A 26,341-nucleotide genomic window follows, 5' to 3' on the forward strand; every position below is an offset into this window, starting at 1 on the left:
CTCTCGCCGGGTGCGCTTTTTGGCCGTGGACTGCTCGTAATCACCAAAACCAAACTGCTTGGGGGCCATGAAGCCTGTCCACGCCTGCGATCACACGGCTATTCTCGCGCAGGGTGGCGGGGTTTTCCAGAGTCTCCTTAAGACTTTGCTGCAGCTGGCCACTGGTCATGATTTACCACGTTGTCTTCATGCCGTCGCCAATCTTGGAGTCGCAGACGCCCTGGACAACACGTCCCACCCGGTTGCCGCGCTTGCCGAGGCGACCGGATCAGATCCAGAGGTCCTCGATCGAGTCCTGCGGATTCTCGCGAGCCATGGCATCTTCGAGTTCCAAGATGGTCGCGTCGCCCACACGCCAGAGTCTCTCCTGCTCCGAGCCGATCATCCCGGATCCATGCGTTCGCTCGTGCGAATGTTCGGTTTGTCTGCATTCTGGGCGTCTATTGGTGAGCCTGATTACTCGATTCGAGCTGGTAAACCATACGCGGACAAAATGATACTCGATGGAATCTGGGGATACCTGTCTTCCGATCTCGACGTCAGCCGCATCTTTGGTGACGCCATGACTGGCAAGGCACATAGACACATTAGCGGCATTTTAGAAGCATATGATTTCTCGGCCATCTCTACAATTATGGACATCGGTGGCGGGAGAGGTCATCCCAGGCCGCATCCCTTTGAGCGCCTGTTCGGATGTCGTCCGCGCAGAGGCGAATCGTGGAACAACAGCGGCGCACGCCGCCCCGGTCAGGACCACCAAGACGGCCCGGCGGGAAACGCCAGGTTTTGACAACCGACTCCGTACCGCATCAAGGTTGTCCACGGCTCAAATGGTTTCTGATTTATATAAACCCACCATTGAACCGCGAGAAAAAGGGATCGGGAGGCATCTCTTTGGATGGTGTAACAACCGAGGATGTGGAAGCTTCCGTCACTGACGCCGTCGCCCAACACCAACAGAGAGAGTCCGACGGAGATGGTGTCGCTCAGCGGCTCCGTCCAACAGTTCATTCCAGTGGACCTGGACAGACCGTCGATCAGGCTCAATGGCATCCATAGTCAGCAAGAACGAAGCGACAGGAGAATTTTGCTGTGAGCATCACCCCACACCAGAGGCGCCAATTCGTTCGTCTCGACTGGTGGCTGCGTGTACTCCTCGTCACTGTCATCACATGCGGTTGTAGCAGCAGCGTCAGCGCCAATAGCACCGACACGACAACGGTCTATCGCCTACTCCTGCTGATCAGAGATCGTCTTGAAGTTGCACCTGAGGTGGCACGTACCAAGTGGAACACCAAGGCCCCTATCGAGGATCTGCCCCGAGAAAAACTAATCATCTACAAGGTCATCAAGGGGGCAACCAACGATGGCCTTGAACCCAAGCTGGCGGAGATCTTCTTAACAGGGCAAATCGAGGCGAGCAAGATCGTCCAGAAGGAGTTGCATGCGGAGTGGGCAGCGAAGCGGCAGCCACCCTTTCCAAGCGTCGCGGATCTTGGTAGAGACATCCGACCTGTTCTCGACCGGTTGACACCGGCGATGATGCGGCAGCTGGCCCAGGCGCTTCCGATCCTCAGGCGACCCGGCGGTCGCCAGTTGCTGGACCTGCAGGTCAAGACTGTGCTCGGCCACAGCCCCTGGAGCGAGAAGGCCACTCAGGCAGCGGTTGCCCCGCTGCTGAAGCTGAGCAGGTGAGCAGTCCAGACTCTGCCCACCCCAGACCTACAGCCCTGCCCATGGGGGGTCAGTGGTGGTGACAAACCCCGAGGGCCGGAAGCGTCAGTCGCTGTTCCTGAAGGGCAAGTCTGTCTTTAACGGTGAGGTGCTCACGCATGATGCATCCATCTCACTACCGCCAGCTGACGATGTCTGTCTTTCGCCTCGACTGACTGCTGCCAGAGATGACAGGCCTTAGATTTCATGTGAGAGCTCTGAGTTCGCCTGAGGAGGTCCCGCACTTGAATCAGCACGGCACAGAGATTCCCTCCGACGCGAAGGCCCTTGCCCAGGAAGGAAAACTCATCGAGGCCATTAAGATCACTCGCGAGCAAACGGGAATCGGCCTCAAAGAGGCCAAGGACGCCGTTGAGGCCTATCTCGCCGATCCGCAAGCGAAATCGCGGATGAAAAGACCGAATGCGCGATACAAATCTGCAGGCATTCCCGTTCAAGCAATTCTGTTTCTGGAAGAGGGGCGCTTGATCGATGCCATTAAGCTGACCCGAGAAGCACTCCATCTTGAACTCAAGCCTGCAAAGGAGACCGTATGGAGTTATCTCAAGCAAAATCCAGACCTTCACAGCAGGTACAAAGCAGCCTCAGCGGCCGAGCAGAAGCGTATTCTGACGAAACTGGCTACAATCGGGGTTCTTTTGGGCAGCATTGGTCTGATTCTTCTACGCTTGATGCAAAAGCATTGACAAGATCACTGCCAACCCACTCGGGAGCCGTCACGACCGGCACAAGCACATGGCTTGGATGTATCCGTGTCAGAGCGGCTGGGTTCTGTGGATACACCACGATTAGCGGGCCATGAAAACGCCCCCGGCAGAAAGCCAGGGGCGAACGGTTCTCATGGACGTGTGAGCACCCCGAGGGGCAGGGGTGTGGGTTCAGCCAGCCACCTTCACCGTGACGGTGCTGACTTTATTGGCCTTGGGAGCTGTCACGGTCAACAGCCCATCGCGATAGGTGGCTTCCAGCTGATCGCGCTCAATGGCGACAGGGAAACGGAAGCTACGACTCCAGGTGCCATAGCGAAACTCACTCAGAAGCGGAGCAGGGGTAGGTTCAGTTCCGGGATCCGTTTGACCCTCTGATCGGCTCTCACCGGACAGCACTGGAGCAGCAAGATCACGGCTGGAACGTCGCTCGGCACTGATCACCAGGGTGCGATCGGTGGCCTTCACATCAATGGCGGTCTTGTCGACCCCCGGCAGTTCGAGCACAACGGTGTAAGCCGTTTCGGTCTGATGAACCTCGGCGGCAGGAACGTGCTCGGTGGTTGGCAGCTGCTGGTTCAGTTGCTGGTTGAGTTGCTGCTCCAGACGATCGATCAGACCGTAGGGAGAGGAGGTGCGCAGGCTCAGCATGAATCTGGTGGCGAAGGATGATTGGCGGGGCTTCATCGCCCTCGTGATGCCAATGTCGTCGGGATTGATCAATCCCTGGGTCGTACAAACCCCCCGGATCGATTCGGTCCTCACGACCCCGTTCGGCGAACCGACTCACATGGTCGCAAAAACCGAAACAACACCATCAGAACCCAGGTCCGCATGGACAACAATGCGGACAGTGGGAGCCTTTCAGCTCAGGTTGATGCGGCTCCCACGGGATTTCAGGCGCGCGGCTTGATCAGCTGCAACACCTGCGGACCGGACTGACCCGCACGACGCTCACAATCGAGCAGCTCCAGGATGGAGCGAGCCGAGGCCGTCACATCGCCCTGCTCTGCCGCAAGGCGGGCTTCGGAGTCGAGACGGGTGATCCGCTGGTTCAGGGCCAGACGGTCATCCGCGGCGGAAGCGGCCGCCGAGGACCGCAGCGGATTGAGCACAGCCGTGGGAGTCCGCAACGATTTCACCCTGGCCTGTATGGAAGAAAGCACGTGACTACAAGAACGGCAGAGGGGCCAGAAGCATGGACAGACCAGATTCCCCGCGATCCCGACATCCCCTGTTGGCGTCACGGACAACGATGCAGGGGAAAGGAATCGAGGCGAAAGCAGTGCTCAAGGGGAACAGAGCTCACAGAGAACAGCAGTCACGCAGAAGCAGTGCTTAGGCGGAGGCAGTGCTCACGGAAAAGGGCCGATCAACTCCTGGCGCAAAGCGAAGGAGAGGGATTAGGGATCGATGTGACCACGAACTGATCCTTCGTGACCTGATGATAGCAATCGTGCGGCAAGCTTTGCCAGACGGTCAGCGTCAGGCAACCGATTGTCATCGCCCGGCACGTCCAAGCCAGCGGATGTTTGCACTGCCGGCCAAACCTTGCACCCACCGGCGGGCAGCTGGCGCCAGGCAGGACAGAGCCTTGGCCATTGCGATGGCGTCAGTCAGCATCGAGGGAGCTGCCTCCTGGCCAAGCAGGTTGCCAGGAGGGAAGTGGCGGAAACGATCAGGTTCCGGGTTCCTCGCTGTTGCCCCCCAATTCGAGGATGCGTTGCCGCAGGGCAGCGGCACGCGGCTCGTCTCCCTTGGTGAGAGCAACGGCAAGGGCAAACTCAAGCTTTTCAAGCTGATGATCACCCTCGGACGGCTGCAGCAGCCGATGGGGCGGCGCTCCAGCGGCCTGAGCGGCGCTGCCGTAGCCGGCAGCGGAGCGTTGAGAGAGGCCCTGAAGCGAGGAACCGGAAACGGAGGGAAAGGCCATGGCTGGCTTTCTTTCCATTTTGTCACCGGTTTCGGGGTTTCGGGAGCTTGCCGCAAGGTTTGTGTGCTCAGGCGGCCGCATCAGCGGCCATGGCGATCAAATCACCGTCGGAGACCTCAAGCAACTGACGGCAGTCCCGCAGCAGCCGCTCGACATTCTCCAGGCTGTCGAGTTCAGCCGGATCGGACTGATCGGCGCTGGACAGCTGCCGTTCGACCACCACCAGCCGCTGCTCCAGCTTCAGCAGCCGCTGCGAAAGGGTGTGAATGGTTTCCGCCAGGGACTCCGTATGGCGCGAAATGCGGAAGGACACCGATTCAGACGTCATCGAAACAGGGCAGATCGAGGCCGATCACAACACACCCGCCCGCTCCGCTCAAGCCTGACGACTGACTCCCACCCTCCAGACTGGCAAGCATTGTTCGATCTCCTCGCCGGATGGCCTCCTTCTGGCCCCTGGTTCTTTACGGGTTGGCAGGTCTGGCGGGTGGCCTGCTCGCCCTGCGTACCGGCATTCCAGCCGCCCCACTGGCCGGGGCGCTGCTCGGGGCCGGCATCGTGAGCATGAGTGGACGGCTGGAACTGGCCCAATGGCCCAGCGGCAGCCGCACGGTGCTGGAGATCGCCATCGGCACCGTGATCGGCACAGGACTCACGGCCACCGCCCTGACCGAGCTGCGTCTGCTGTGGCGGCCGGCGGTGCTGATCACCCTCACCCTGGTGCTCACAGGCCTGGTGGTAGGTCTGTGGTGCAGCCGCCTGCTGGGCATTGATCCGGTGGTGGCCCTGCTGGGAGCGGCTCCAGGCGGGATCAGCGGCATGAGCCTGGTGGGGGCCGAGTTCGGCGTCGGTGCCGCCGTTGCGGCGCTGCACGCCGTGCGTCTGATCACCGTGCTGCTGGTGCTGCCCCTGGTGGTGAAGCTGGTAGTGCCGCTGCCAAGCCCGCCCCCGTAATGACTCCTCGACAGCGATGGCAGGGCCGATACGGTGGCGCCTGATCGCCCGTCCGTTCTGTCCCGGCACCATGGATCTCCGCCTGTCCCGTGTCCTCCTGCACGGCCTGCTGCCCGTCGCCCTGCTGCTCAGCGGCGCGGGGGCCCTGCCGGCACGGGCCCAGGGGAGCAGCGATGCCGCCGGCAAAGGGGCCCAGACCTACTGCTTCATGCGCGGCGCCGGCAACAACCATCAGGTGAGCTGGGATGCGGCCTATGCCCTGATCAAACGCCAGAGCGCCAGCCTGTTCAAGACCTCACCGGAGCACGCCGCCGTGATGATCACCGAAGCGGTGGTGCAGAACCCCGGCACCTATCCCGATTGCGGCCGCTTCCTGGGAGACCTCTACGCCAAGCCCCAGGCTGAGGTCAGCAGCAGCGCCGCGACGTCGACCACCAGCCCCCGCCCCAGCACCGGCATGACCCGTGAAGAGCGTTACAGCTACTGACCAGCCGCGCCGCCGCAGGCTTCGGCAGGCCCCAGGCCGATCTCTGCTGCCCCTGCTGTTGCTCCTGGCCGGCCTGGCCGGCTGCAGCGAAGAGCCATTGCCGGAGCGCAGCATCCGTCCAGACGACTGCCTGCGCGACGTGCAGATCAAGAAGCTGGGTGAGGCCATCCGCCGCTGCGATGCGGTGGTGGCGGCTTTCCCCAAGGATCCGGTTCCCCTGAACGAGCGCTTCCTGCTCCAGAGCCTGCGCGGCAATGGCGCCGCCGCCTGCCAGGACATCACCAAAGCCACGGCCCTGGCCAGCCGCATGGATCCCAAGACTCTCGACCCGCTGCTGCAGGAGGATCTGAAATTGCGCGCCACCAGCTGCCGCAGCGGGCCCTGATCAGGCGCCGCCATCAACGGCGGCCGCCTCAGGACCAGCCATCGATCAGCTGCCGCACCATCGCCGGCAAGGCCTGGCGTTGCAGCTGACGCTGCCGGTTCTCCAGCAGCAGGGCAATGCGCTCAGCCTTGCTGTCGATCAGACCATCGACGAGCTGATCCGCCACCCCCAGCTGCAGCCAATGGCAGGTCAGCGGTGCGGTCATACCGATCCGATGGCAGCGGTCTTCCGCCTGTTCGGCATCTCCGGGGGTCCAGGGACGCTCGATCAGCACCACATGGCGGGCGCGATGCAGGGTGAAGCCCAGCCCACCGGTGCCGTAGGTGGCGATCAGCACCGGCGAGCGGCCGGCCTGAAAGGCCTCCACGCGTTCCTGCCGATGCGCCACCGGCACGCGCCCGGTGAGCAGCACCGCCCCCGCCGTTTTCCCGGGGGGGCCGTCGCCCAGAGCCCCCTCGCCCAGGGCCTCCTGCAGCTGGGCCGCCAGCAGGGTCGCCGTGGCCACGAAACCGGTGAACACCACCACCGGTTCACCCGCCGCCAGACAGGCGGTGACAAGGCGATGGGCCTGGGGCAACTTGTAGTCCGAACCGATCCGCCGCAGGGCCGTGAGCACGGCCAGGGCCTCGGCGTCGCGGCGCACGCGGCCCTGGGCGGCCCGGCGGCGGTAGTCGTCGATCACGCCTTGCAGCCGATGCTGAAAGCCGCGGCCAGCCTCGGACGTGAGCTCCACGGGCACCAGGCGGCGGTGCTTGGGCGGCAGATCCAGGCACTCCTGCTTGCGGCGGTGCAACAGCAGGGGTCGGGTCAGCCGCCGCAGCTCCTCCAGCCGGCTCGCCCCCTGGGCCTGCCAGACACGCACCCCACCCTGCTCACGCCAGTGGCCCTGGCAGAACAGCTCCTCGTAGCGGCGCTGATCCTCCGCCAGGGGATGGCCGATCGCCGCCAGCAGGGGGAACAGCTGGGCCGGCCGGCCGTTCTTCATCGGGGTGCCGGTGAGCAGCCAGATCGCCCGCAGGCGGGGATGACGGGCCAGCCGCAGAAAGGCCTTGGTTCGCCTGGCCGCCAGGGACTGGGCGTAGTGGGCCTCATCGGCCAGCAACACGGTGCCCGCCGGCGGCAGGGCAGCGGGCAGCCGGGCCCAGCTGTGTACCTCCAGATGGACCTGCAGCGCGGCCGCCTCCCGCCGCCAGTGCGCGTGCAGCCCCACCGGCGCCAGCACCACGATGCGGCAATCCGACAGGCGGGCCAGGGCGCGGGCCGCCATCAAGGCCGTCAGGGTCTTGCCGAGACCCATGGCATCGGCCAGCACGGCGCCACGGCGGGCCAGCAGCCAGCGCACGGCGGCCCGCTGATGGGCAAACAGGCACCGCCCATCCGGCAAGGGCACGGTGGTGGCGGCAGCCTGCACCAGAACCCGATGGGGTGGCAGGGGCGGCAGGGGCTGCTGCAGCCAGGCCAGCCACTGCTCCAGTTCCGGCTCCACGGCAAAGCGGCTCCCCAGACAGGCCTGCAGCGCACCGGCCGCCTGGAGCGGAAACTCCCAGCACCGCCTCCGGCTCAGCCAGCGGCCGGCCGGCCGCACCGCCCGCAGCTGGGCCTGGGTCACGGCGTCATAGGGGCTGACCACCTCGATCAGGCCCGACTCCCCCAGCCGCATCAGACAACGCTGGTGCTGCTCGGAGCGCGAGGCCTGTAGCGGGGATGGCTCAGGCAAGCGAAGACGAATCTGTCTCTGGAACTGCCATCCACGACACATTGCCACGCCGGACGATGGGGTCAAACTGCCGCCCAACCGAGTCGCGCAGATGCAGGCCAGGGATGCGGTCTTCCTTGAAGATCTCTGCCCAAAGTTGCGTGCCAGACGCTGGCGACGGTCCATCCATCAGGTGACTGACAGCCACTGCCTCTACTGCGGACGGCCTTCTGAATCGATCGACCATGTGCTGCCCCGCAGCCGCGGCGGCTTGAGCGTCACGGAGAACTGCGTGCCGGCCTGCCTGGCCTGCAACGGCGCCAAAGGGGATACCGAGGCCTTTGACTGGTATCGCCGGCAGACGTTCTACGACCCGAGGCGCGCCATGGCTCTGCGCGCCTGGATGGACGGAGATCTGCGCTTGGCCCTGCGGCTGCTGCAGTGGAGCCTGCCGGCCCAGACCGGCCCAGCCGCTGCTGCGGCTGACCCGACTCACCAGACGCGGCAGGCGACGACACCGTTGTATCGCTGGCAGATGGCCTCCTGATCGGCCGGCCGCTCCGGAGCCACCAACAGCGCCATCACCACCAGCAGCAGGGCCAGCAGTGCCGTGATCACCACGGAGTCGACCGGCGCCGCGGAGCGCTCCGGTACGCACACCAACGGCCGCTCCCTGCAGTCCGCTAGAGCGACAGCCGCTCGGGCTCGGGCGGTACCGCGCCGGAAGCGGGGTGGTCGCGGGCGGGCGACGAGAAGCGGCAGCACAGGCAGTGAGGATGGGGAGGAGCAGGGCACGGCGACACCAGAAACCGTCGGGTAATACATCTGTACTGTTTCTCGATCCGGCTGTCAAGTCCATGGCCGCGCCCCTTCGCCTGCCTTCGCCCGCACTGCCTTCACCCACGCCGCCCTCGCCTGTGCTGCCCTCATCCGCACTGCCCTCGCCCCCGGCGGCGTCCGCTCCGGTCCAGCTCCCCCTGCCCGCAGCGCTGCGCCCCCGGCGGGTGCTGGTGGTGGGCGGCGGCTACAGCGGTGCCCGCTTCGTGGCGGCCCTGAACGCCCAGGCGGTGCCGGTGATCACAACCCACCGCCGGCCGGCCGAAGCCGACGCACCGCTGGCCTGGCTGCCGTTCGACAGCGAAGCCGGCGTGGTGCCCAGCCGCACCGATCTGGAGGGGGTCAGCCATGTGCTCAGCACCGTGCCGCCGGGACGCGATGGCCGCGATCCGGTGCTCGATCAGCTCGGACCGTTACTGCGAACCCTGCCCCTGCAATGGCTGGGCGTTCTCTCCACCACCGGCGTCTATGGCGACACGGCCGGTGCCTGGGTCGATGAGACAGCCCCGCTGCGACCCTCGCTGGAGCGCAGCCGAGCCCGGGTCACCAGTGAAACCGGTTGGCGAGCTCTAGGGCTGCCCCTGCAGATCTTTCGTCTGCCGGCGATCTACGGCCCCGGCCGCAGCCCCTTCGCCAGCCTGCGCAGCGGCCGCAGCCGGCTGATCCACAAGCCGGGGCAGGTGTTCTGCCGCATCCACGTCGACGACATCGTCGGAGCGCTGCTGCACAACCTCGCCCTGCCGGCGGAGCAACGGCCGCCCGTGCTCAACGTCTCGGACGACAGACCCTGCCCCTCAAGCGAAACCCTGGGCTACGCCGCCCACCTGATCGGCCATCCCCTGCCGCCGGTGGAGCCCTACGACGCCGTGGCCGCCACGATGAGCCCGATGGCCCGCAGCTTCTGGAGCGAGAACCGCCGCGTCAGCAACCAGCGGCTCTGCCAACAGCTGGGCTATCACCTGCGCTACCCCAGCTACCTCGAGGGCTACCGCGCCTCTCTGCAGGCAGAAGACGGAAAACCGGAAGACAGCTGAGCGGCGCTGGCTGAGCGGCGCTGACACGGACGCTCCCGCCAGACCCAGCGCTCCTACTTGCAGACCGGAGCAGCCTTGTCCTGCAGATTCTGCATGGTGGGAACGTTCAGGTCCCGCAGCATCCGGCAGGAATCCAGCACGATCCAGCCACGGCTCAGTCCGGTGGCCACCCCCAACAGCAACAGACCACCCAGCAACCAGCGAATCATGGTGTCAGCAGGTCCAGGTACTCCGAGCCACAACGCTAGGAGAGCCCGGCGATTGGCCATCGCCCTCGGCGACCCGGCCGGCATCGGCATCGAAGTGACCCTCAAGGCCCTGGCCAGGCCGCAACCCACTGATCTGGTGCCGGTGCTGGTGGGCTGCCGGAGCTGGCTGGAACACAGCTACGAGGCCCTGCGGGGCCACAGCCGTGAGGCCCTGGCCGATCCGGCGAATTTCGAGGTGGTCGACCTACCGCTGCAGGAGCCGGCCGCGTGGGGCCGCAGCACTCCCGCCTGCGGTGACGCCAGCTTCCACTGGCTCACGGCGGCGACCGAACGGGTGCTCCAGGGCGACTGCGACGCCCTGGTGACAGCCCCGATCGCCAAGGCAAGCTGGCAGGCCGCCGGACATCCGTACCCGGGCCAGACGGAACGGCTGGCCGAACTGGCCGGAGGGAAGCCGGCCTCGATGCTGTTCACGGCCCTCTCCCCACAGGGAACCTGGCGCCTCAACACCCTGCTGGCCACCACCCACATCCCCCTGGCCGCGGTGCCGGCGGCGCTGGGACCGGAGCTGGTGCAGACCAAGCTGGACGTGCTGCTGAGCTTCTGCCGCCGCTTCAGCCCACGGCCGCGGCTGGTGGTGGCCGGACTCAACCCCCACGCCGGCGAAGCGGGCCAGCTTGGCCGCGAGGAGGTGGAGTGGCTGAACGCCTGTCTGGAGGTCTGGCGCGAGCGCCATCCGGACGTGACCCTGCAGGGGCCCCTGCCACCGGACACCTGCTGGCTGGAAGCCGGCAGCGCCTGGCACGGCCATGGCCCAGGGGCCGATGGCTATCTGGCCCTCTATCACGATCAGGGCCTGATCCCCGTGAAGCTGCTGGCCTTTGATGCCGCCGTGAACACCAGTCTGGGGCTGCCCTTTCTGCGCACCTCCCCCGACCATGGCACCGGCTTCGATATCGCCGGCCAGGGAGTGGCACGGCCCGACAGCATGGCCGCGGCCATCACAACGGCCTGGGAATTCGGCTGAGGCCCTTTACCGCGATGGCGCCGGCTCCAGGGCCGTTCAGACCGATTTGAGCCGCATCAACACCTGGCCGAACTCCACCGGCGTGCCGTTCTCCACCAGAACCTCGACCAGCTCACCACTCACCTCGGCCTCAAGCTCATTCATCAGCTTCATGGCCTCGAGAATGCAGATCGGCTGACCCGCACTGATGCGATCGCCCAGCTCGACAAAGGAGGGTTCCCCGGGAGCCGGCGACCTATAGAAGGTGCCCACCATCGGGGCGGTGATCTCAATCAGATCACTGCGCGCCGCGGCGGCCGCAGGTGGTGGCGCCGAGGGAGCCGATGGTGCGGGCGCCCCCGTGGACAGCTGCGGCGCCAGGCCAGGACTGGCCACCGGCGCCTGCACCAGGGTGACCGGGGCAGAGCTGGGCAGGTTTCGGCGCACCTCGAGGCGGAAGTCATCACCCTCGAGCTTCAGCTCCTGGATGTCGCTCTCACCCAGCAGGGCCAGGAGCCGGTGAAGTTGGTCGTGATCGAGCTGCATGGTGATCAGTTCTCCCGGCCGAGGTAGCTGTCGGTGCGGGTATCGATCTTGATCTTCTCGCCGATCGACAGGAACAGGGGCACCATCACCTGGGCACCGGTCTCAACGATGGCAGGCTTGGTGCCACCGGTGGCGGTGTCACCCTTCACTCCGGGATCGGTCTGGGTGATCTCCAGCACCACCGAGTTGGGCAACTCCACCTCCAGAGGCTTGCCGTTCCAGGCCACCACATTCACCTCCATCCCCTCCTTGAGGTACTTGCGGCTGTCGCCGATCTGCTTGGCCGTGAGGCGGGTCTCCTCATAGGAACCCATGTCCATGAACACGTAGTCCTCGCCCTCCATATAGGTGTGCTGGAGGGTGCTCTTCTCAAGGATGGCCTGGGGGAGCATTTCCCCGGCGCGGAAGGTCTTCTCGACCACGTTGCCGCTCTGGACCGCCTTCAGCTTCGTGCGCACGAAGGCCGAGCCCTTACCGGGCTTGACATGGAGGAATTCAACGACCCGCCAGACCTGCCCATCCAGCTCAATCGAGGTACCGGTACGAAAGTCGTTGCTGGAGATCATTCCGGCGGTTCGGATGGGGCGGATTGTACGGCTGGCTACAGGAGCGGCCTTGCGAAGGCTTGCGCAGCAGGCGCGGTCGGCTTCGTGAGCCTGTGCCAGATTCCTGATAAAGGCAGCGGGAGCGGGGCCATGGTGCTGGGTCTTGGGCAAGGCGTTCCGGTCGAGGTCAGTCAGTGGGTCAGGCGCAGGGGCTGGGCCGCTGGCCGCCTGCTGCGGCAGGCCCTCGCCCTGATGCTGCTGGCCCTGCTGCTGCTGGCTCCGGCCTGCGGGCCGGCCTGGGCAGCCCTGCCCCCCGGCAATGCCATCAGCGATCCCACGGCCCTGCTGCGCAATGCCCTGCCGATCCAGGCCTCCGATCTGCAGGATCTGCAGCATCGCCTCGAGGCCACCAGCAACGACCTGCGGGCCAAACGCTGGAACGCCCTGCTCGGGTCCGTGCGCCGCAGCCAGTCGCTGCTCGCCTCCCGCCAGGAGGCGATGGTGAACAGCTTCCCGGACACCGATCGCGCCTCCGCAGGCAGCCTCCTGAGCAATCTGGGCGACCAGTTGGAAACCCTGGCCGGGACCGCCGAACAACAGAACCGCGATGCCTTCCTGGCGGCACGCCGGCAGGCCCTGGCCACGATCGGCGCGGCCGAGGCGATGCTGGTCGGGCCCTTCCCCTATGCCATCCCCGAGAGCTTCGCCGACCTGCCACGGCTGCTGGGGCGAGCCACGGTGCAACTGACCACCACCAAGGGTGATCTCACTGCGGTGGTGGATGGCTACAACGCGCCGCTCACCGCTGGCGCCTTCGTGGACCTGGCCCAGCGCGGCTTCTACGACGGCCTGCCCTTCATCCGCGCTGAAGACTTCTATGTGCTCCAGACCGGTGATCCCAGTGGTCCGGCCGATGGCTTCATCGATCCCACCACGAAGCTGGAGCGGCATGTGCCGCTGGAGATCCGCGTTCCAGGCGAGGAGGCCCCCTTCTACAACCAGACCTTTGAAGACCTGGGGATGTTCAAGGCGGAGCCGATGCTGCCCTTCTCCAGCAAAGGCACCCTGGGCTGGGCCCACTCCGATGAGGCCCTCGACGACGGATCTTCCCAGTTCTTCCTCTTTCTGTTCGAGCCCGAACTGACTCCCGCGGGCCTCAACCTGATCGACGGGCGTTACGCCGCCTTCGGTTACGTGGTGGACGGCTTCGACGTTCTCGAGGAACTCACCGCTGACGATGGAATCGTCAAGGTCAAGGTGCTGGAAGGCGCCGAGAATCTTCAGGCCCATGGCTGAAGCGGCCTCTCCGCCTCCGGCCGGAGACCGTGAACCACGCGCCACCCCGACCACCCTGGCCGATCTGGGGGAATGGGAACTGATCCGCCGTCTGGGGGCCTTCGCCCCCGACGGCCAGTTCAGCGACGATGCCGCCCTCGTGCCCGGCGGCAGCGGCAGCACCCTCGGCAGCGGCAACATCGTGATCAACACCGATGTGCTGGTGGAGGGCCTCCACTTCAGCGAGGCCACCACCGGAGCTGCCGATGTGGGCTGGCGCGCCGCCGTGGCGAATCTCTCCGACCTGGCGGCCATGGGCTGCCAGGAGGTGGTGGGGCTCACGGTGGGGCTGGTGGCTCCACCCGCCACGACCTGGGCCTGGGTGGAGGAGGTTTATGAAGGGATAGCTGCAGCCCTGCGCCGCTACGGCGGCACCCTGCTGGGGGGAGACTGCAGCAGCGGCTGCCAGCGCCTGCTGGCAATCACGGCCCTGGGCCGGCTGGCGGCGGCGTCCCAGCAGACCGCCGCTGCACAGGAAAGGCCCCACGGGATGATCCGCCGCAGCGACGGGCGGGCCGGCGATCTGCTGGTGAGCACGGGCCACCATGGCCTCAGCCGCCTGGGGCTGGCGCTGCTGCAGGGGGATTCAGGCCTCGACGCCACGGCAATTGATCCCTCGCTGCGCCAGCGGGCCATCAAAGCCCACCGACGTCCGCAGCCCCGATTCGATGCGGTGGACGCTCTGCACCGCTGCCAGCCGGCCCAGGCACCCTGGCGGGTGGGGGGAACCGACAGCAGTGATGGGCTGGTGGCCGCTGCCCAGGCGATCGGCGCCGCCAGTGGTTGCGATGTGCTGCTGCAGAGCACCAGCTTGCCAATGGATCCCGCCATGGCCCTCCTGCCCCAGGGACGGCGCTGGTGCCTGGGGGGCGGAGAGGATTTCGAACTGGTGCTGGCCCTGCCGCCGGCCTGGGCGCAGGCCCTGGCCGAGGAGCTCAAGCAGGGTCAGCTGATCGGCGCGCTGGTGGCGGGAACCGGCGTGGTGCGCTGGGCGGAGGATCACCAGCCCCTGGCAGCCGACAGCGCCGGCTTCCGTCACTTTCGCGCAGCTTGTGATCATTCAGAAATGGGGCCTAAACAAGCTTGAAATGCACAAAAAAACCGCCCCCCTAAGGAAGCGGTTCTCTGCAGAACGATGCAGTGATCACAGAAGGCTGATCACTGCATGGTGATCACAGAACAGTGATCACTTCCAGTTGCTTGCCACCACTTCAGCCAGATCGACGACGCGCTGGCTGTAGCCCCACTCGTTGTCGTACCAGGAAATCACCTTCACCATATTGCCGTCCAACACCATGGTGAGATCGGAATCCACGATGGTGGACTCATTCGTACCGGCATGGTCGGTGGAAACCAGGGGCAGATCCGAGTACTTGATGATGCCCTTCATCTCGTTCTCTGAGGCCGCCTTGAAGATGGCATTCACTTCCTCCTTGGTGGTGGAGCGACTCACCTCCAGCACCATGTCCACCACCGAAACATTGGGGGTGGGCACCCGCATGGCAATGCCGTTGAGTTTGCCCTTCATCGGCGGATACACCAGGGCCACAGCCGTGGCGGCACCGGTGGAGGTGGGCACAATATTAACGGCGGCGGCACGGGCACGGCGCAGATCGCGGTGGCTGGCATCGAGGATGCGCTGGTCACCGGTGTAGCTGTGCGTGGTGGTCATCATGCCCTTGACGATGCCCAGGGACTGATCGAGCACCTTCACAAGCGGCGCCATGCAATTGGTGGTGCAGCTGGCGTTGCTGATGATGTTCCAATCGTCGTGACGATATTCGTGAGCATTCACGCCCACGACGAAAGTACCGACACCCTCACCCTTACCCGGAGCCGTGATCAGAACTTTGCTGGCACCGGCCTCAATGTGCTTGCCAGCACCCTTCTGGTCGATGAACACGCCGGTGGCCTCAATCACCAGATCAACGCCCCACTCCTTCCAGGGAAGGTTGAGAGGATTGCGATCCGAGAAGCACTTGATCGACTTGCCATTGACGATGATGGAATCATCGGTGTAGCTCACCTCCGCATCACGGATGTGGCCCAGCATCGTGTCGTACTCCAGCAGGTGCGCGTTGGTGTGCGGATCTGAGGTGTCGTTCAAACCCACCACCTCGATGCCGGTGTTGGCACCCCGGCTCAGCCAGCAGCGCATGAAGTTGCGACCGATTCGGCCAAATCCATTGATCGCAACACGCAGGGTCATGGCAGAGAACGGTGAAAACCGCTAGCAAAGGTGATTTTGGCTGTCAATCATACAGAAATCCTTGGCGCGCCTCCTTTGCGGTGAGCTGGCTGCTTCACTGCCACACCCGGAAGCGACGCATCTCGTAAAGGTCCGGGGACCTTTCACGGCTTAACTTCTACGGGCATGGAGACCCCCTTGGCCCTGTCGCTCAACCGCCAGCAACCGATTCACTTCATCGGTGTCGGCGGCATCGGCATGTCGGCCCTGGCGGGGATTCTGGCGGAGCGGGGATTCAGCGTCAGCGGCTCCGACCCCCGCGACAGCGCCGTGCTGCAGGCCCTGAGACGCCGCGGCGTGCGGGTGTTCCGCGAGCAGAGCGCCACCACCATCTCCGCCATCCGCAGCGGCACCTCCCATCAACCCCTTGTGGTGATCAGCACCGCCGTGCCAGCCAGCAATGCCGAGCTGATGGCGGCCGAGCGGGCCGGGCTGCGCATCTGCCACCGCTCCGACGTGCTGGCGGCCCTGATCAACGGCCAGCCCTCGATCGCCGTGGCCGGCAGCCACGGCAAAACCACCACCAGCACCCTGATCGCCACCCTGCTGGAGGCCACCCACCACGACCCCACCGCGGTGATCGGCGGCATCGTGCCCGCGTTCGGCAGCAATGGCCGCAACGGCGCCGGCAAACTGCTGGTGGCCGAAGCAGATGAATCGGACGGCTCGCTGGTGAAGTTCCGGGCCCAACTGGGCGTGATCACCAACCTGGAACTGGACCACACCGACCACTACGCCGACCTCGATGCCCTGATCAGCACCGTTCGCCGCTTCGCCGCCAGCTCCGGCGCGGTGCTGGCCAATCACGACTGCCCGATCCTGCGGGAGCACTTCAACGCCGACCACTGGTGGTCGATCGAGACGGCCGATGGGGTGGCCTTTGCGGCTCTGCCGCTGGAGGAGCGGGGCGACGGCACAACCGTGCGCTTCTTCGAAAAGGGCAGCCCCAGCGGCGAGTTCCATCTGCCCCTGCCGGGCCGCCACAACCTCAGCAACGCCGCCGCCGCGATCGCCGCCTGCCGACTGCAGGGGGTCTCCTTCGCGGAGCTGCGCCAGGCCGTGGAGCGGCTCCAGACCCCCGGACGGCGGTTTGACTATCGCGGCAGCTGGAATGGTCGCCTGATCGTGGACGACTACGCCCACCACCCCAGCGAGGTGAGCGCCACCCTGACCATGGCGCAGTTGATGGTGAGCAGCGGCCGCAGCCCCCTGCCTGCAGCGCCCAGGCGGGTGGTGGCCGTGTTTCAGCCCCATCGCTACAGCCGCACGGCCCAGTTCCTCGAGGGCTTCGCCGAGGCCCTCAGCGGTGCGGATGCGGTCCTGCTGGCTCCGCTGTACGCCGCCGGCGAGGCCCCGCTGCCCGGGATCGACAGCGCGGCGATCGCCGCGCTGCTGCAGCGCGATGCCCCGTCGTTGCCGGTCCAGGTGGCTGCCACGCTCGACCAGCTGGCTGAACTGGTGACCACCACCACCGAACCGGGCGATCTGGTGCTGGCCATGGGCGCCGGCGATGTGAACGGCCTCTGGGATCGCCTGCAGAACCTGGGCGAGACCGATCTGCCCATCGCCGCGGTGGCGGCCTGAGGGTGATGCAGACCGCCGTCGGTCCACCCGCTGGACTGCGCCAGGACGTTCGGCTCGGTGACTACACCACCTGGAAGGTGGGTGGTCCGGCGGCCTGGTTCGCCGAGCCTGCCAGTCAGCTGGAACTGCTGGCCCTGGTGAGCTGGGCGATCAGCGAGGGCCTACCGCTGCAGTGCATCGGGGCCGGCTCCAACCTGCTGATCTCGGATGCCGGGCTCGACGGCCTGACCCTCTGCCATCGGCGCCTGCAGGGCAGCCGTCTCGACGCCCACGATGGCCTGGTGGTGGCCGAAGCGGGAGAGCCGATCCCCACCCTGGCGCGGCGGGCCGCCCGGGCCGGGCTGAGCGGTCTGGAATGGGCGGTGGGCATCCCCGGCACGGTGGGAGGTGCCGCCGTGATGAACGCCGGCGCCCAGGGGGGCTGTACGGCGGAGTGGCTGGAGTCGGTGCGGGTGGTGGATCCGCAGCGGCCGCAGCACCCCTTCGACCTGCGCGCCACCGAGCTCGACTTCGCCTACCGCCACAGCCGGCTCCAGCAGGAACGGCTGATCGTGCTCTCCGCCCGCTTCCGGTTGAGCCCCGGCCACGACCCCGCCGCGGTGACCGCCCGCACCAGCAGCAATCTGCACAGCCGCACCAGCACCCAGCCCTACCAGCAACCGAGCTGCGGCAGCGTCTTCCGAAACCCCGAACCCCAGAAGGCCGGACGGTTGATCGAGGAGCTAGGGCTCAAGGGTCTCAGCATCGGCGGCGCCCAGGTGTCACCGCTGCATGCCAATTTCATCGTCAACACCGGTGCGGCCCGCGCCGCCGACATCGATGCCCTGATCCAGGCGGTTCAGGCGCGGGTGCGGCAATACCACGGCATCGAGCTCCATCCAGAGGTGAAACGGCTCGGGCTCTAACCTGAGCGGAGTTTCCCAACCGTGATGGCTGGCTTCGGTCTTCCCAATTTCGGTCAACTCACCGAAGCCTTTCGCAAAGCTCAGCAGATCCAGCAGGACGCCCAGAAACTGCAGGACGAGCTCGATGCCATGGAGATCGAGGGCAGCAGCGCCGATGGACGGGCCAGCGTCTGGCTCACCGGCAACCAGCAGCCCCTGAAGGTGCGCCTCAGTGCCGAACTGGTGGCAGACGGCGCTGAGGCCACCGAAACGGCCACCATGGAGGCGCTCAAGGCCGCCTACGACCTCTCCACCAGCACCATGAAGGAGCGGATGGAAGAACTGACCGGCGGCCTCAATCTCAACCTGCCCGGCATGGGGGGCTGAGCTGGTACGACCCGAGGGCTGAGGCCCACGGGGATCAGTCCTGTTCCAGATCCTGGCTGGCCTGCTGCCGTTGTCGCCGCCGCGACAGCTGGCGCAGGGGGGCGGCCAGACGCAACGCCTCACCATCGCCGCGCTGGCGATCACTGACCTTGAGCGGGATCGCCGCCGCTGTGGCCTCGACCTCCGCCAGGCACTGGCCGTACAGGGCATAGCGATCCCAGTCCGAACCAAGGCTGCAGCCCGGATCCTGCTGATGGCGGCAGTTGCGGAAGCGGCAGGGCTGCTCGGCCAGACGCTGCCGTATCTCGGGGAACAGCTGCGCCAGTGCCTCCGGCTGGGCTGGCAACACGGGGCGGTTGAATCCCGGTGTATCGGCCAGCAGCACCCCCTCCGCCAACGGAAACAGCTCCACATGGCGGGTGGTGTGGCGGCCCCGCTGCAATCGCCCCGACACCGCCGCCACCCGCAGGTCCAGATCGGGCCGCAGGGCGTTGAGCAGGCTGCTCTTGCCCACTCCGGAGGGACCACAGAACACGGTGATGCCCCGGATGCCCAGGCGGGCATGCAGGGCCTCCAGGCCGGCGCCCGTGGCAGAGGAGACCGGCAGGGGGTCATAGCCCCACTGGCGCAGCCGGTCGCACCAGTGGTGCAGCAGGGCGGCCTCGCTGAGATCGGCCTTGGCCACCACCAGCTCGACCCGGCAGCCGGTGGCTTCCGCGGTGAGCAGGAAACGGGTCAGCTGCAGGGGGTCGACGGCCGGCTGCTGCAGGGCCACCACCACCACGATCCGCTCCACGTTCGCCACCGCCGGCCGTTCCAGCAGATTGCGGCGTGGTCGCACCCGCTCGATCGCGGCCCGGCCACTGGTCCAGTCGAGTCCGCCCAGCTCGACATGATCCCCCACAGCGACCTGCTGGCCGCTCTTGTCGAGCCGGGTACGGCGGGTGCAGAGCAGGCGCTCACAGCCATCGGGACCGGGCCGATCGAGCCGCACCCAGCAGAAGTTGGCCAGCAGGGCGACCACCTGGCCGGCACAGATCATCTCGGTGTTGATCTCACCAGGGTGCTCAGGCGCCATGGCGACAAATCCAGAGGCGCACGCTGCCGTCGTCCCTTGGTGCCTGGCGCAGGCCATGGCCATCGGTCGCCATGCCCTGACTCACCATCGTCAGCGGCTCGCCGGGATCCAGGTCGACCTGCAGCCAGGCCCCGTCAGGGATCCTCTCGAGGGCCAGGCGGGTGCGAATGAAGTTGAGCGGACAGGGGGTACCGACCAGATCGAGGCAAGCGGCGATCGCGGTCTGTTCAGGGGCCTGTGCAGGGGGCTGATCAGGGGCCGGCTCTGCCCCGCCGGACGATGACGGAGCTGCGGCACTCATCCGCCGAAGAGCCCTCCGAACAGGCCGCTCTTGTGATGGTGCCGATGGCCCTTGCTGGTGTGGTGGCCAGCCAGTTCCTCCAGCAGCTCCCGCTCCTCACCCGAGAGCTTGGTGGGCAACTGCACCTTGACGGTGAACAGGTGGTTGCCACGGGCGACGGGATTGCCGAGCTTCGGCACCCCCTTGCCCTGCAGGGTGAGCACGGCGCCGGGCTGGGTGCCGGCCGGGATCTCCAGCTCGGTGGTGCCGTCCACGGTCTCCACCTCAATGGTGTCGCCGAGGATCGCCTGCAGATAACTGAGCGTCGCCTGCGACTGGATGTTGAGCCCCTCGCGGCGCAACTGGGGATGGGGCTGCACCGTGAGAAACACGTACAGATCCCCGGCCGGGCCGCCGCGCTGGCCGGCATTGCCTTCGCTGGCCACCCGCAGCCGGGTGCCCGAATCGACCCCGGCGGGAATGTTGATCCGCAACTTCTTGCGCACCTGCTGCAGCCCCTGGCCGCCACAGGCGTTGCACGGGTCGGCGATCACCTGGCCACTGCCTTCACAATTGGGGCAGGGGGCCACCTGGGTGAAGCTGCCGAAGGGTGTACGGGTGGCGCGGCGAACCTGGCCGGCACCGCCGCAGGTGCCGCAGGTGGTGGGGCCACTGCCGGCCTTGGCGCCGGAGCCACTGCAGGTGGTGCAGGTTTCGAGATGGCGGATCTGCACATCCTTCTCCAGGCCGGCAATGGCCTCGGCGAAGCTGATCGTCAGATCGAGGCGAAGATCGTCTCCCTGGCGGGGCCCACGGCGCCGGGCCCCGCCAGACGCTGCCGCGCCACCGAAGCCGCTGAAGAAGGTTTCAAACAGATCGGCGAAACCGCCCATGTCGCCCACATCGGGCATGCCGGCGGAACCCCCCAGACCGGCTTCCCCGAACTGGTCGTAGCGGGCGCGGGTCTGGGGATCGCTCAGCACCTCATAGGCACGACCGATCTCCTTGAATTTGTCCTCCGCACCCGCATCCTTGTTGATGTCCGGGTGGTACTGACGCGCCAGGCGGCGGTAAGCCCGCTTCAGGGTTTCGGCATCGGAGTCGCGACCGACGCCCAGCAGCTCGTAGTAATCGGCCATCAGCCGCCCTGCTCCTGACGCGGTTCAGCATCGCCGCTCGGGCCGGGGCCCATCGACACCTTGACCAGGGCGTGGCGCAGCACGGTGCCATTGAGCTGATACCCCCGCTGCAGCTCAGCGACCACCACATCCTCGGGGTGCTCCTCGCTGGGTTCCCGCATCACCGCTTCATGGAGACTGGGATCAAACGGCTCACCCTCCACCCGCATCGGCGAGACGCCCAACTGCTTGAACACATCGACCAGCTGCTTGTAGAGGCCCTGGTAGCTGCGGTGCAGGGTCTGGGCCTCCTCACTCTGGGGATTGAGCTGCTGGCGGGCGCGATCGAAGTTATCGACCACCGGCAGAATCTCCTTGAGGGTGGAGCAGGTGATCTGCTGACGCAGATCCTCCTGTTCACGGCTCTGGCGTTTGCGGAAGTTGTCGAAGTCCGCGGCGATGCGCATGTACTGGCTGCGCAGGCTGTCGTTGTCGGTCTGCAGTGCCGCCAGCCGCTGCTCCAGGGCAGGCACGGACTGATCGCTGGCAGGCGGGTTGTCGCCCGCGACGGCTTCGCCCATGCCGGTGGGACTCTCGCCCATGGCGGGGGAGTCGGTGCCGTCGACGGCAGCCCCCTCAACGGAGACGCCCTCAGCATCAACGGGCACGGAACTGGCCTCGGTCATCGGATGGGTGTCACCACTCATGCTGACTGGAGCGCAAATCGGATCTAGACATGTTGGAACTCAGGGCCCTCCTCCCACAAGCGGCGGAAGCCCGCACCTTTGAACCCAGCGGTTCCGGCCCATGACTCTCACTCCCACCCGTCCAGTCGCCGAAGCCCAGTCTCCCGAACAGCAGCGACTGGAAGTGGAGCTGCTGCTTGGCGAACCGGTGCTGCGGCCCGAGGATCTGGAGCGAGCCGATCACGGCCTGCTCGCCGACGACCAACCGATCCGCTTCACCCGCTGGAAGGAACTGGGCTGTCTGCCCCTGCAGCGCGACGGTCAGACCCTGCAGGTGGCCATTCCCACCCACTGGGGCCCCGCCAGCCAGCAGAGCCTGGCGGAAGAACTGACCGGCGCGGGCCTGACCGCCTCGTTCAACCTCGCCCTGGCCAGTGACCTGAGCGAGCGACTGGAGAATCCCGAAGCCGCCACATCTCCTGAGGCACCAACCTCGGCCATCGCTGCTGCTGCCGCCATCACCAATGGGATGGACAGCCGTGGCGCTGACGCGTTCGATTTCGACGACGACGGCGAGGACGAGGGCAGCGAGGACCAGGCCAACTTCACGATCCAGACCCGATCCCTGATCGAAGATCTGGCGATCTCGATGGGTGGCAGCGAGCTCAAGGAGGTCAAGGACGAGACCCAGGAGCTGGAGGTCAACAGCGAATCGGCCAACGCGTCACCGATCGTGAGCCTGGTGGATCGGATCCTGATCGAGGCCCTGAGCGCCGGCGCCAGCGACATTCACATCGAACCTCAGGAACATGCCCTGGAGGTGCGCTTCCGTCAGGACGGTGTGCTGCAGAAACACTTCGAGGATCTGCCCAAAAGCCTGATCCCGGCGGTGACCTCCCGCTTCAAGATCATGGCGGACCTGGACATCGCCGAGCGGCGCATGCCCCAGGATGGCCGCATCCGCCGCACCTTCCGCGGCCGGAAGATGGATTTCCGGGTCAGCACGCTGCCAACCCGACTCGGAGAGAAAGTGGTGCTGCGTCTGCTCGACAGCGGCGCCACCCAGCTGGGTCTGGACACCTTGATCACGGATCCGCAGACCCGCGAGGTCGTCCGCAGCCTCGGCTCCAAACCGTTCGGGATGATCCTGGTGACGGGACCCACCGGTTCCGGTAAGTCGACGACCCTGTATTCGCTGCTGGCGGAACGGAACAACCCGACGATCAATATCTCCACGGTCGAGGATCCGATCGAATACACCCTCAAGGGAATCACCCAGACCCAGGTGAACCGCGACAAGGGGCTTGATTTCAGCGTGGCCCTACGGGCCTTCATGCGGCAGGACCCCGATGTGCTGCTGGTGGGGGAAACCCGCGACGTGGAGACCGCCAAGACCGCCATCGAAGCGGCACTCACCGGTCACCTGGTGCTGACCACCCTCCACTGCAACGACGCACCCAGCGCGATCGCCCGCCTCGACGAGATGGGCGTGGAACCCTTCCTGGTCAGCGCCTCGCTGCTGGGCATCGTCTCCCAGCGGCTGCTGCGGCGCGTCTGCGTGCACTGCCGCCAGAGCTACCGGCCCACACCGGAGGAGCTGGGCCGCTTCGGGCTGCTGGCGGGACGCGAAACCAAAGTGACCTTCTTCCGGGCCAACAAGCAGCCCCCCACAGGCCCCCACACCTGCCCGATCTGCCAGGGCAGTGGCTACAAGGGCCGGGTGGGGGTCTATGAAGTGCTGCGGATCAACGAAGAGATCGCCGCTGCCATCGCCAAGCGCGCCACCACGGACGTGCTGCGGCGACTGGCTCTGGAAAGCGGCATGAAAACGCTGCTGGGCTACGGCCTTGATCTTGTCCGCAACGGCGACACCACGCTTGAGGAGGTGGAACGGATGCTGCTCACCGACACCGGCCTGGAATCGGAGCGGCGGGCGCGCATGCTCTCCACACTCACCTGCTCAAACTGTGGCGCCGGCCTGCGGGAAGAGTGGCTGGAATGCCCCTACTGTCTGCAAAGCCGCTAGAGACGCGCCATGGACGTGATGATCGAGGATCTGATGGGCAAGCTGGTGGAGGATGGCGGCAGCGATCTCCACCTCAGTGCCGGGATGCCTCCGTATGGACGCTTCAACGGCCAGCTGCGGCCGATGACGGAGACACCGTTGCAGGAGGAAGACTGCAACCGGCTGATCTTCATGATGCTGAACAACGCCCAGCGCAAGCAACTGGAACAGACCTGGGAACTGGACTGCTCCTATGGCCTCAAGGGCGTGTCCCGCTTCCGGGTGAATGTCTATCGCCAACGCGGCACCTACGCCGCTTGCCTGCGGGCCCTTGGCAACAAGATTCCCACACTGGACATGCTGGGACTGCCGCCGATCGTGGAGGAGATGAGCCATATCCCCAAGGGCCTGGTGTTGGTGACCGGCCCGACAGGCTCCGGCAAGACCACCACACTGGCGGCGATGCTGGATCACATCAATCATACCCGGGCTGAACATATTCTCACAATTGAAGATCCGATCGAGTTCACCTATCGATCAGACAAGAGCATGATTCACCAGCGTCAGCTCAACGACGACACCCGCAGCTTCGCCAATGCCCTGCGGGCTGCCCTGCGGGAAGATCCGGATGTGATCCTGGTGGGGGAAATGCGCGACCTGGAAACGATCCAGCTCGCCATCAGCGCCGCCGAAACCGGTCACCTGGTGTTCGGCACTCTGCACACCAGTTCCGCCTCCCAGACGGTGGATCGCATGGTGGATGTGTTCCCGCCGATCCAGCAGACACAGATTCGGGTGCAGCTGAGCAGCAGCCTGATGGCGGTGTTCTCCCAGACCCTCTGCCGCCGCTGGAATGTCAAGCCGGGTCAGTTCGGGCGGGTGATGGCCCAGGAGATCATGATCAATACGCCCGCCATCGCCAACCTGATCCGCGAGGGCAAGACCGCCCAGCTCTATTCCCAGATGCAGACCGGAGCCAGCCTCGGCATGCAGACTCTGGAAAAGGCACTGGCGGATCTGGTGATGGCCGATGAGGTGAAGCTGGATGAGGCGATCACCAAGACCGCCAAACCGGAAGAACTGCGCCGCCTGATCGATCAGCTCTCCTGACTTCCTTCACCTGAACGGCCGTGCCCACCTTCGTTGCCACCTATAAAAACAACAGGGGCAAACAGCTCAGCCTCAACGTGACTGCGACCGACGCCACCACGGCCAAGCGCACCCTGCGGCGGCGCGGCATCCAGGCCACGTCGATCAAACAACAGATCGACGCCAGATCGTCCGCAGGCAAGGGTGCCGCCAAGCGGCCAGGCGGCGGCAGCCTGATGGACCAGATCAACGGCTTGCTGGAGGGCAAACCAGGCATCAAGGAAAAGGCCCTGTTCGCCAGCAAGATGTCTGCCCTGGTGGATGCGGGAGTGCCGATCGTGCGGGGCCTCAACCTGATGGCCGCCCAGCAGAAACACCCCCTGTTCAAGCGGGCCCTCACCGCCATTGGCCAGGATGTGAGCCAGGGAGACAGCCTCGGTATCGCCATCCGCCGCTGGCCCAAGGTGTTCGACAAGCTCACGATCGCCATGATAGAAGCGGGAGAAGTGGGCGGCGTGCTCGATGAAACCCTGAAACGCCTCGCCAAGTTGCTGGAAGACAGCGCCAAACTCCAGAACCAGATCAAGGGTGCCCTGGGCTATCCGATCGCTGTGCTGGTGATCGCCATCCTGGTCTTCCTGGGGATGACGATCTTTCTGATTCCCACCTTCGCCGAGATCTTCGACAGCCTGGGCGCCGAACTGCCAGCCTTCACCCAGATGATGGTGGATCTGAGTGCCACGCTCCGATCGAGTTTCTCCCTGTATCTGGTTGGAGGTCTGATTCTCTTCGCCTGGCTGTTCGGTCGTGTGTACGCCACCCCCACGGGCAGGAGAAAAATTGATGCGGCCGTCCTGAAAATTCCCCTGTTTGGCGACCTGATTCGCACATCGGCTACGGCCCAATTCTGCCGCACCTTCAGTTCCTTAGCCAAGGCAGGCGTACCGATTCTGCTGGCGCTTGAGATCGTGCGAGAAACAACAAGCAACACCATTATCTCCGACGCGATCGATGCAAGCCGAAGAGATATCCTTGAAGGCGTCCCCCTCAGCGTCGCTATTGCGCGCAAAAATGTGTTTCCCGAGATGGCCGTCGGCATGATGGCCATCGGCGAAGAAACCGGCGAATTGGATGCCATGCTCACCAAGGTTGCAGACTTTTATGAAGACGAAGTTTCAGCCACTGTCAAAGCGCTCACCTCGATGTTGGAGCCCGCCATGATCGTATTCGTGGGGGGCATCGTGGCCTCTATTCTCCTAGCCATGTACCTGCCGATGTTCTCCGTGTTCGACAAAATCAGATAGAAAGATTAAGCCTAATTCAGGGCACCTCGAAAAATTCGGGATTATCGAGATCCGGCAATTAGAAACTCATTGCATCATCAGGCCAGACTGTAGTGCTTCGTCTTGGTAGAGGCTATTTTTCGAGGTTCCCTTCAATGAAAGATAGACATTTACAATAACTCGACCAATTTCGACATCGAGATCTTTTGATGCCGGCAAGGGTCTGGAGATCTGCCTGTTGAGAAATCATCGTCAAGACAGGGGCAGGAGTCTCAGGCTCCACCTGCCTGG

General features: G+C 65.4%; 31 protein-coding genes. 17 read left to right on the forward strand and 14 right to left on the reverse strand.

The window, feature by feature from the left end; genetic code table 11:
* Nucleotides 1–67: 67 nt before the first annotated feature.
* From KQ310_RS03565 to KQ310_RS03575, 3 genes are all read left to right on the forward strand, one after another.
* Nucleotides 68–790: a methyltransferase gene (locus KQ310_RS03565; protein ID WP_259720412.1), complete on the forward strand. Its 723-nt coding sequence runs from the start codon at nt 68–70 to the stop codon at nt 788–790.
* Nucleotides 791–1,092: 302 nt separating this feature from the next.
* Nucleotides 1,093–1,695, forward strand: a complete 603-nt coding sequence (gene aroQ / locus KQ310_RS03570; RefSeq protein WP_259720413.1) for a gamma subclass chorismate mutase AroQ — start codon at nt 1,093–1,095, stop codon at nt 1,693–1,695.
* Nucleotides 1,696–1,958: 263 nt separating this feature from the next.
* Nucleotides 1,959–2,420 carry a ribosomal protein L7/L12 gene (locus tag KQ310_RS03575; protein WP_259720414.1) on the forward strand — a complete coding sequence of 154 codons (462 nt, stop codon included), beginning with the start codon at nt 1,959–1,961 and terminating at the stop codon, nt 2,418–2,420.
* Between the two features lie 192 nt (nt 2,421–2,612).
* On the opposite strand, the gene KQ310_RS03580 is transcribed toward KQ310_RS03575, so the two are convergent.
* The 4 genes from KQ310_RS03580 to KQ310_RS03595 all read right to left on the reverse strand — a co-directional run bounded on the left by KQ310_RS03580 (nt 2,613) and on the right by KQ310_RS03595 (nt 4,702).
* On the reverse strand, nt 2,613–3,092 hold the full coding sequence (locus KQ310_RS03580) for an Hsp20/alpha crystallin family protein (RefSeq protein WP_259720415.1): 480 nt from the start codon (nt 3,090–3,092) through the stop codon (nt 2,613–2,615).
* 245 nt (nt 3,093–3,337) lie between these two features.
* On the reverse strand, nt 3,338–3,583 hold the full coding sequence (locus tag KQ310_RS03585) for a hypothetical protein (RefSeq protein ID WP_259720524.1): 246 nt from the start codon (nt 3,581–3,583) through the stop codon (nt 3,338–3,340).
* Nucleotides 3,584–4,119: 536 nt separating this feature from the next.
* Nucleotides 4,120–4,374, reverse strand: a complete 255-nt coding sequence (locus tag KQ310_RS03590) for a hypothetical protein (RefSeq protein WP_259720416.1) — start codon at nt 4,372–4,374, stop codon at nt 4,120–4,122.
* A gap of 67 nt (nt 4,375–4,441) precedes the next feature.
* Nucleotides 4,442–4,702 (reverse strand): hypothetical protein, encoded by a 261-nt coding sequence (locus KQ310_RS03595; protein ID WP_259720417.1) that lies wholly within the window; start codon nt 4,700–4,702, stop codon nt 4,442–4,444.
* Between the two features lie 110 nt (nt 4,703–4,812).
* On the opposite strand from KQ310_RS03595, the gene KQ310_RS03600 reads away from it, so the two are divergent.
* The 3 genes from KQ310_RS03600 to KQ310_RS03610 all read left to right on the forward strand — a co-directional run bounded on the left by KQ310_RS03600 (nt 4,813) and on the right by KQ310_RS03610 (nt 6,200).
* Nucleotides 4,813–5,328, forward strand: coding sequence for an AbrB family transcriptional regulator (locus KQ310_RS03600; protein WP_259720418.1), 516 nt, complete (start codon nt 4,813–4,815; stop codon nt 5,326–5,328).
* Nucleotides 5,329–5,398: 70 nt separating this feature from the next.
* Nucleotides 5,399–5,815, forward strand: a complete 417-nt coding sequence (locus tag KQ310_RS03605; RefSeq protein WP_259720419.1) for a DUF6554 family protein — start codon at nt 5,399–5,401, stop codon at nt 5,813–5,815.
* 58 nt (nt 5,816–5,873) lie between these two features.
* The gene (locus KQ310_RS03610) at nt 5,874–6,200 is read left to right on the forward strand and encodes a hypothetical protein (RefSeq protein ID WP_259720420.1); all 327 of its coding nucleotides are present in this window, start codon (nt 5,874–5,876) and stop codon (nt 6,198–6,200) included.
* Between the two features lie 28 nt (nt 6,201–6,228).
* On the opposite strand, the gene KQ310_RS03615 is transcribed toward KQ310_RS03610, so the two are convergent.
* Nucleotides 6,229–7,860: a DEAD/DEAH box helicase gene (locus tag KQ310_RS03615; RefSeq protein ID WP_259720514.1), complete on the reverse strand. Its 1,632-nt coding sequence runs from the start codon at nt 7,858–7,860 to the stop codon at nt 6,229–6,231.
* Nucleotides 7,861–8,008: 148 nt separating this feature from the next.
* On the opposite strand from KQ310_RS03615, the gene KQ310_RS03620 reads away from it, so the two are divergent.
* Nucleotides 8,009–8,443 (forward strand): HNH endonuclease, encoded by a 435-nt coding sequence (locus KQ310_RS03620; protein WP_259720421.1) that lies wholly within the window; start codon nt 8,009–8,011, stop codon nt 8,441–8,443.
* On the opposite strand, the gene KQ310_RS03625 is transcribed toward KQ310_RS03620, so the two are convergent.
* Nucleotides 8,389–8,661 carry a hypothetical protein gene (locus KQ310_RS03625; protein ID WP_259720422.1) on the reverse strand — a complete coding sequence of 91 codons (273 nt, stop codon included), beginning with the start codon at nt 8,659–8,661 and terminating at the stop codon, nt 8,389–8,391. The two genes, KQ310_RS03620 and KQ310_RS03625, sit on opposite strands and share 55 nt — an antisense overlap.
* 92 nt (nt 8,662–8,753) lie before the next feature.
* On the opposite strand from KQ310_RS03625, the gene KQ310_RS03630 reads away from it, so the two are divergent.
* The gene (locus KQ310_RS03630) at nt 8,754–9,767 is read left to right on the forward strand and encodes an SDR family oxidoreductase (protein ID WP_259720423.1); all 1,014 of its coding nucleotides are present in this window, start codon (nt 8,754–8,756) and stop codon (nt 9,765–9,767) included.
* A 53-nt stretch (nt 9,768–9,820) separates the two neighbouring features.
* Here KQ310_RS03630 and KQ310_RS03635 read toward each other — a convergent pair whose 3' ends face one another.
* Nucleotides 9,821–9,976: a hypothetical protein gene (locus tag KQ310_RS03635; RefSeq protein ID WP_259720424.1), complete on the reverse strand. Its 156-nt coding sequence runs from the start codon at nt 9,974–9,976 to the stop codon at nt 9,821–9,823.
* On the opposite strand from KQ310_RS03635, the gene pdxA reads away from it, so the two are divergent.
* Nucleotides 9,975–11,003 carry a 4-hydroxythreonine-4-phosphate dehydrogenase PdxA gene (pdxA, locus tag KQ310_RS03640; RefSeq protein ID WP_259720425.1) on the forward strand — a complete coding sequence of 343 codons (1,029 nt, stop codon included), beginning with the start codon at nt 9,975–9,977 and terminating at the stop codon, nt 11,001–11,003. The two genes, KQ310_RS03635 and pdxA, sit on opposite strands and share 2 nt — an antisense overlap.
* A 36-nt stretch (nt 11,004–11,039) precedes the next feature.
* Here pdxA and accB read toward each other — a convergent pair whose 3' ends face one another.
* Together accB and efp are read right to left on the reverse strand one after the other, a co-directional pair.
* Nucleotides 11,040–11,528, reverse strand: a complete 489-nt coding sequence (gene accB / locus KQ310_RS03645) for an acetyl-CoA carboxylase biotin carboxyl carrier protein (RefSeq protein WP_259720426.1) — start codon at nt 11,526–11,528, stop codon at nt 11,040–11,042.
* 5 nt (nt 11,529–11,533) lie between these two features.
* Nucleotides 11,534–12,094: an elongation factor P gene (gene efp, locus KQ310_RS03650; RefSeq protein ID WP_259720427.1), complete on the reverse strand. Its 561-nt coding sequence runs from the start codon at nt 12,092–12,094 to the stop codon at nt 11,534–11,536.
* A 231-nt stretch (nt 12,095–12,325) separates the two neighbouring features.
* On the opposite strand from efp, the gene KQ310_RS03655 reads away from it, so the two are divergent.
* Together KQ310_RS03655 and thiL are read left to right on the forward strand one after the other, a co-directional pair.
* Nucleotides 12,326–13,369, forward strand: coding sequence for a peptidylprolyl isomerase (locus KQ310_RS03655; protein ID WP_259720515.1), 1,044 nt, complete (start codon nt 12,326–12,328; stop codon nt 13,367–13,369).
* Nucleotides 13,362–14,495: a thiamine-phosphate kinase gene (thiL, locus tag KQ310_RS03660; protein ID WP_259720428.1), complete on the forward strand. Its 1,134-nt coding sequence runs from the start codon at nt 13,362–13,364 to the stop codon at nt 14,493–14,495. Before KQ310_RS03655 ends, thiL begins: the two co-directional genes overlap by 8 nt.
* A 99-nt stretch (nt 14,496–14,594) precedes the next feature.
* Here the strand turns inward: thiL and KQ310_RS03665 are convergent, their stop codons facing one another.
* Complete coding sequence (locus tag KQ310_RS03665; protein ID WP_259720429.1) at nt 14,595–15,617, reverse strand: type I glyceraldehyde-3-phosphate dehydrogenase; 1,023 nt, start codon at nt 15,615–15,617, stop codon at nt 14,595–14,597.
* 165 nt (nt 15,618–15,782) lie between these two features.
* Between KQ310_RS03665 and murC the strand changes: the two genes are divergently transcribed.
* The 3 genes from murC to KQ310_RS03680 are packed head-to-tail and all read left to right on the forward strand — an operon-like array spanning nt 15,783 to nt 18,511.
* The gene (murC, locus tag KQ310_RS03670; protein WP_399237559.1) at nt 15,783–17,240 is read left to right on the forward strand and encodes a UDP-N-acetylmuramate--L-alanine ligase; all 1,458 of its coding nucleotides are present in this window, start codon (nt 15,783–15,785) and stop codon (nt 17,238–17,240) included.
* A 5-nt stretch (nt 17,241–17,245) separates the two neighbouring features.
* Nucleotides 17,246–18,145, forward strand: a complete 900-nt coding sequence (gene murB / locus KQ310_RS03675; RefSeq protein ID WP_259720430.1) for a UDP-N-acetylmuramate dehydrogenase — start codon at nt 17,246–17,248, stop codon at nt 18,143–18,145.
* Between the two features lie 24 nt (nt 18,146–18,169).
* Nucleotides 18,170–18,511 (forward strand): YbaB/EbfC family nucleoid-associated protein, encoded by a 342-nt coding sequence (locus KQ310_RS03680; protein WP_259720431.1) that lies wholly within the window; start codon nt 18,170–18,172, stop codon nt 18,509–18,511.
* A 34-nt stretch (nt 18,512–18,545) separates the two neighbouring features.
* Here the strand turns inward: KQ310_RS03680 and rsgA are convergent, their stop codons facing one another.
* From rsgA to grpE, 4 genes are read right to left on the reverse strand one after another with little or no spacing between them, the layout of a single operon-like run.
* Nucleotides 18,546–19,589, reverse strand: coding sequence for a ribosome small subunit-dependent GTPase A (gene rsgA, locus KQ310_RS03685; RefSeq protein WP_259720432.1), 1,044 nt, complete (start codon nt 19,587–19,589; stop codon nt 18,546–18,548).
* Complete coding sequence (locus tag KQ310_RS03690) at nt 19,579–19,890, reverse strand: sulfurtransferase TusA family protein (protein WP_311134693.1); 312 nt, start codon at nt 19,888–19,890, stop codon at nt 19,579–19,581. Before KQ310_RS03690 ends, rsgA begins: the two co-directional genes overlap by 11 nt.
* Nucleotides 19,887–21,008, reverse strand: a complete 1,122-nt coding sequence (gene dnaJ, locus KQ310_RS03695; RefSeq protein ID WP_259720433.1) for a molecular chaperone DnaJ — start codon at nt 21,006–21,008, stop codon at nt 19,887–19,889. Before dnaJ ends, KQ310_RS03690 begins: the two co-directional genes overlap by 4 nt.
* Entirely contained in the window at nt 21,008–21,673 is a 666-nt protein-coding gene (grpE, locus tag KQ310_RS03700; RefSeq protein ID WP_259720434.1) for a nucleotide exchange factor GrpE, read from the reverse strand. Before grpE ends, dnaJ begins: the two co-directional genes overlap by 1 nt.
* A 121-nt stretch (nt 21,674–21,794) precedes the next feature.
* On the opposite strand from grpE, the gene KQ310_RS03705 reads away from it, so the two are divergent.
* The 3 genes from KQ310_RS03705 to KQ310_RS03715 are packed head-to-tail and all read left to right on the forward strand — an operon-like array spanning nt 21,795 to nt 26,071.
* Nucleotides 21,795–23,699, forward strand: a complete 1,905-nt coding sequence (locus KQ310_RS03705; protein ID WP_259720435.1) for a GspE/PulE family protein — start codon at nt 21,795–21,797, stop codon at nt 23,697–23,699.
* 9 nt (nt 23,700–23,708) lie between these two features.
* A complete protein-coding gene (locus KQ310_RS03710) occupies nt 23,709–24,788 on the forward strand; it encodes a type IV pilus twitching motility protein PilT (RefSeq protein ID WP_259720436.1) in 1,080 nt (359 codons plus the stop codon).
* Nucleotides 24,789–24,808: 20 nt separating this feature from the next.
* The gene (locus KQ310_RS03715; RefSeq protein WP_259720437.1) at nt 24,809–26,071 is read left to right on the forward strand and encodes a type II secretion system F family protein; all 1,263 of its coding nucleotides are present in this window, start codon (nt 24,809–24,811) and stop codon (nt 26,069–26,071) included.
* The last annotated feature ends 270 nt before the right edge of the window (nt 26,072–26,341 follow it).

It is taken from the genome of Synechococcus sp. CS-1328, from assembly GCF_025128095.1.
Taxonomy (GTDB): domain Bacteria; phylum Cyanobacteriota; class Cyanobacteriia; order PCC-6307; family Cyanobiaceae; genus CBW1002.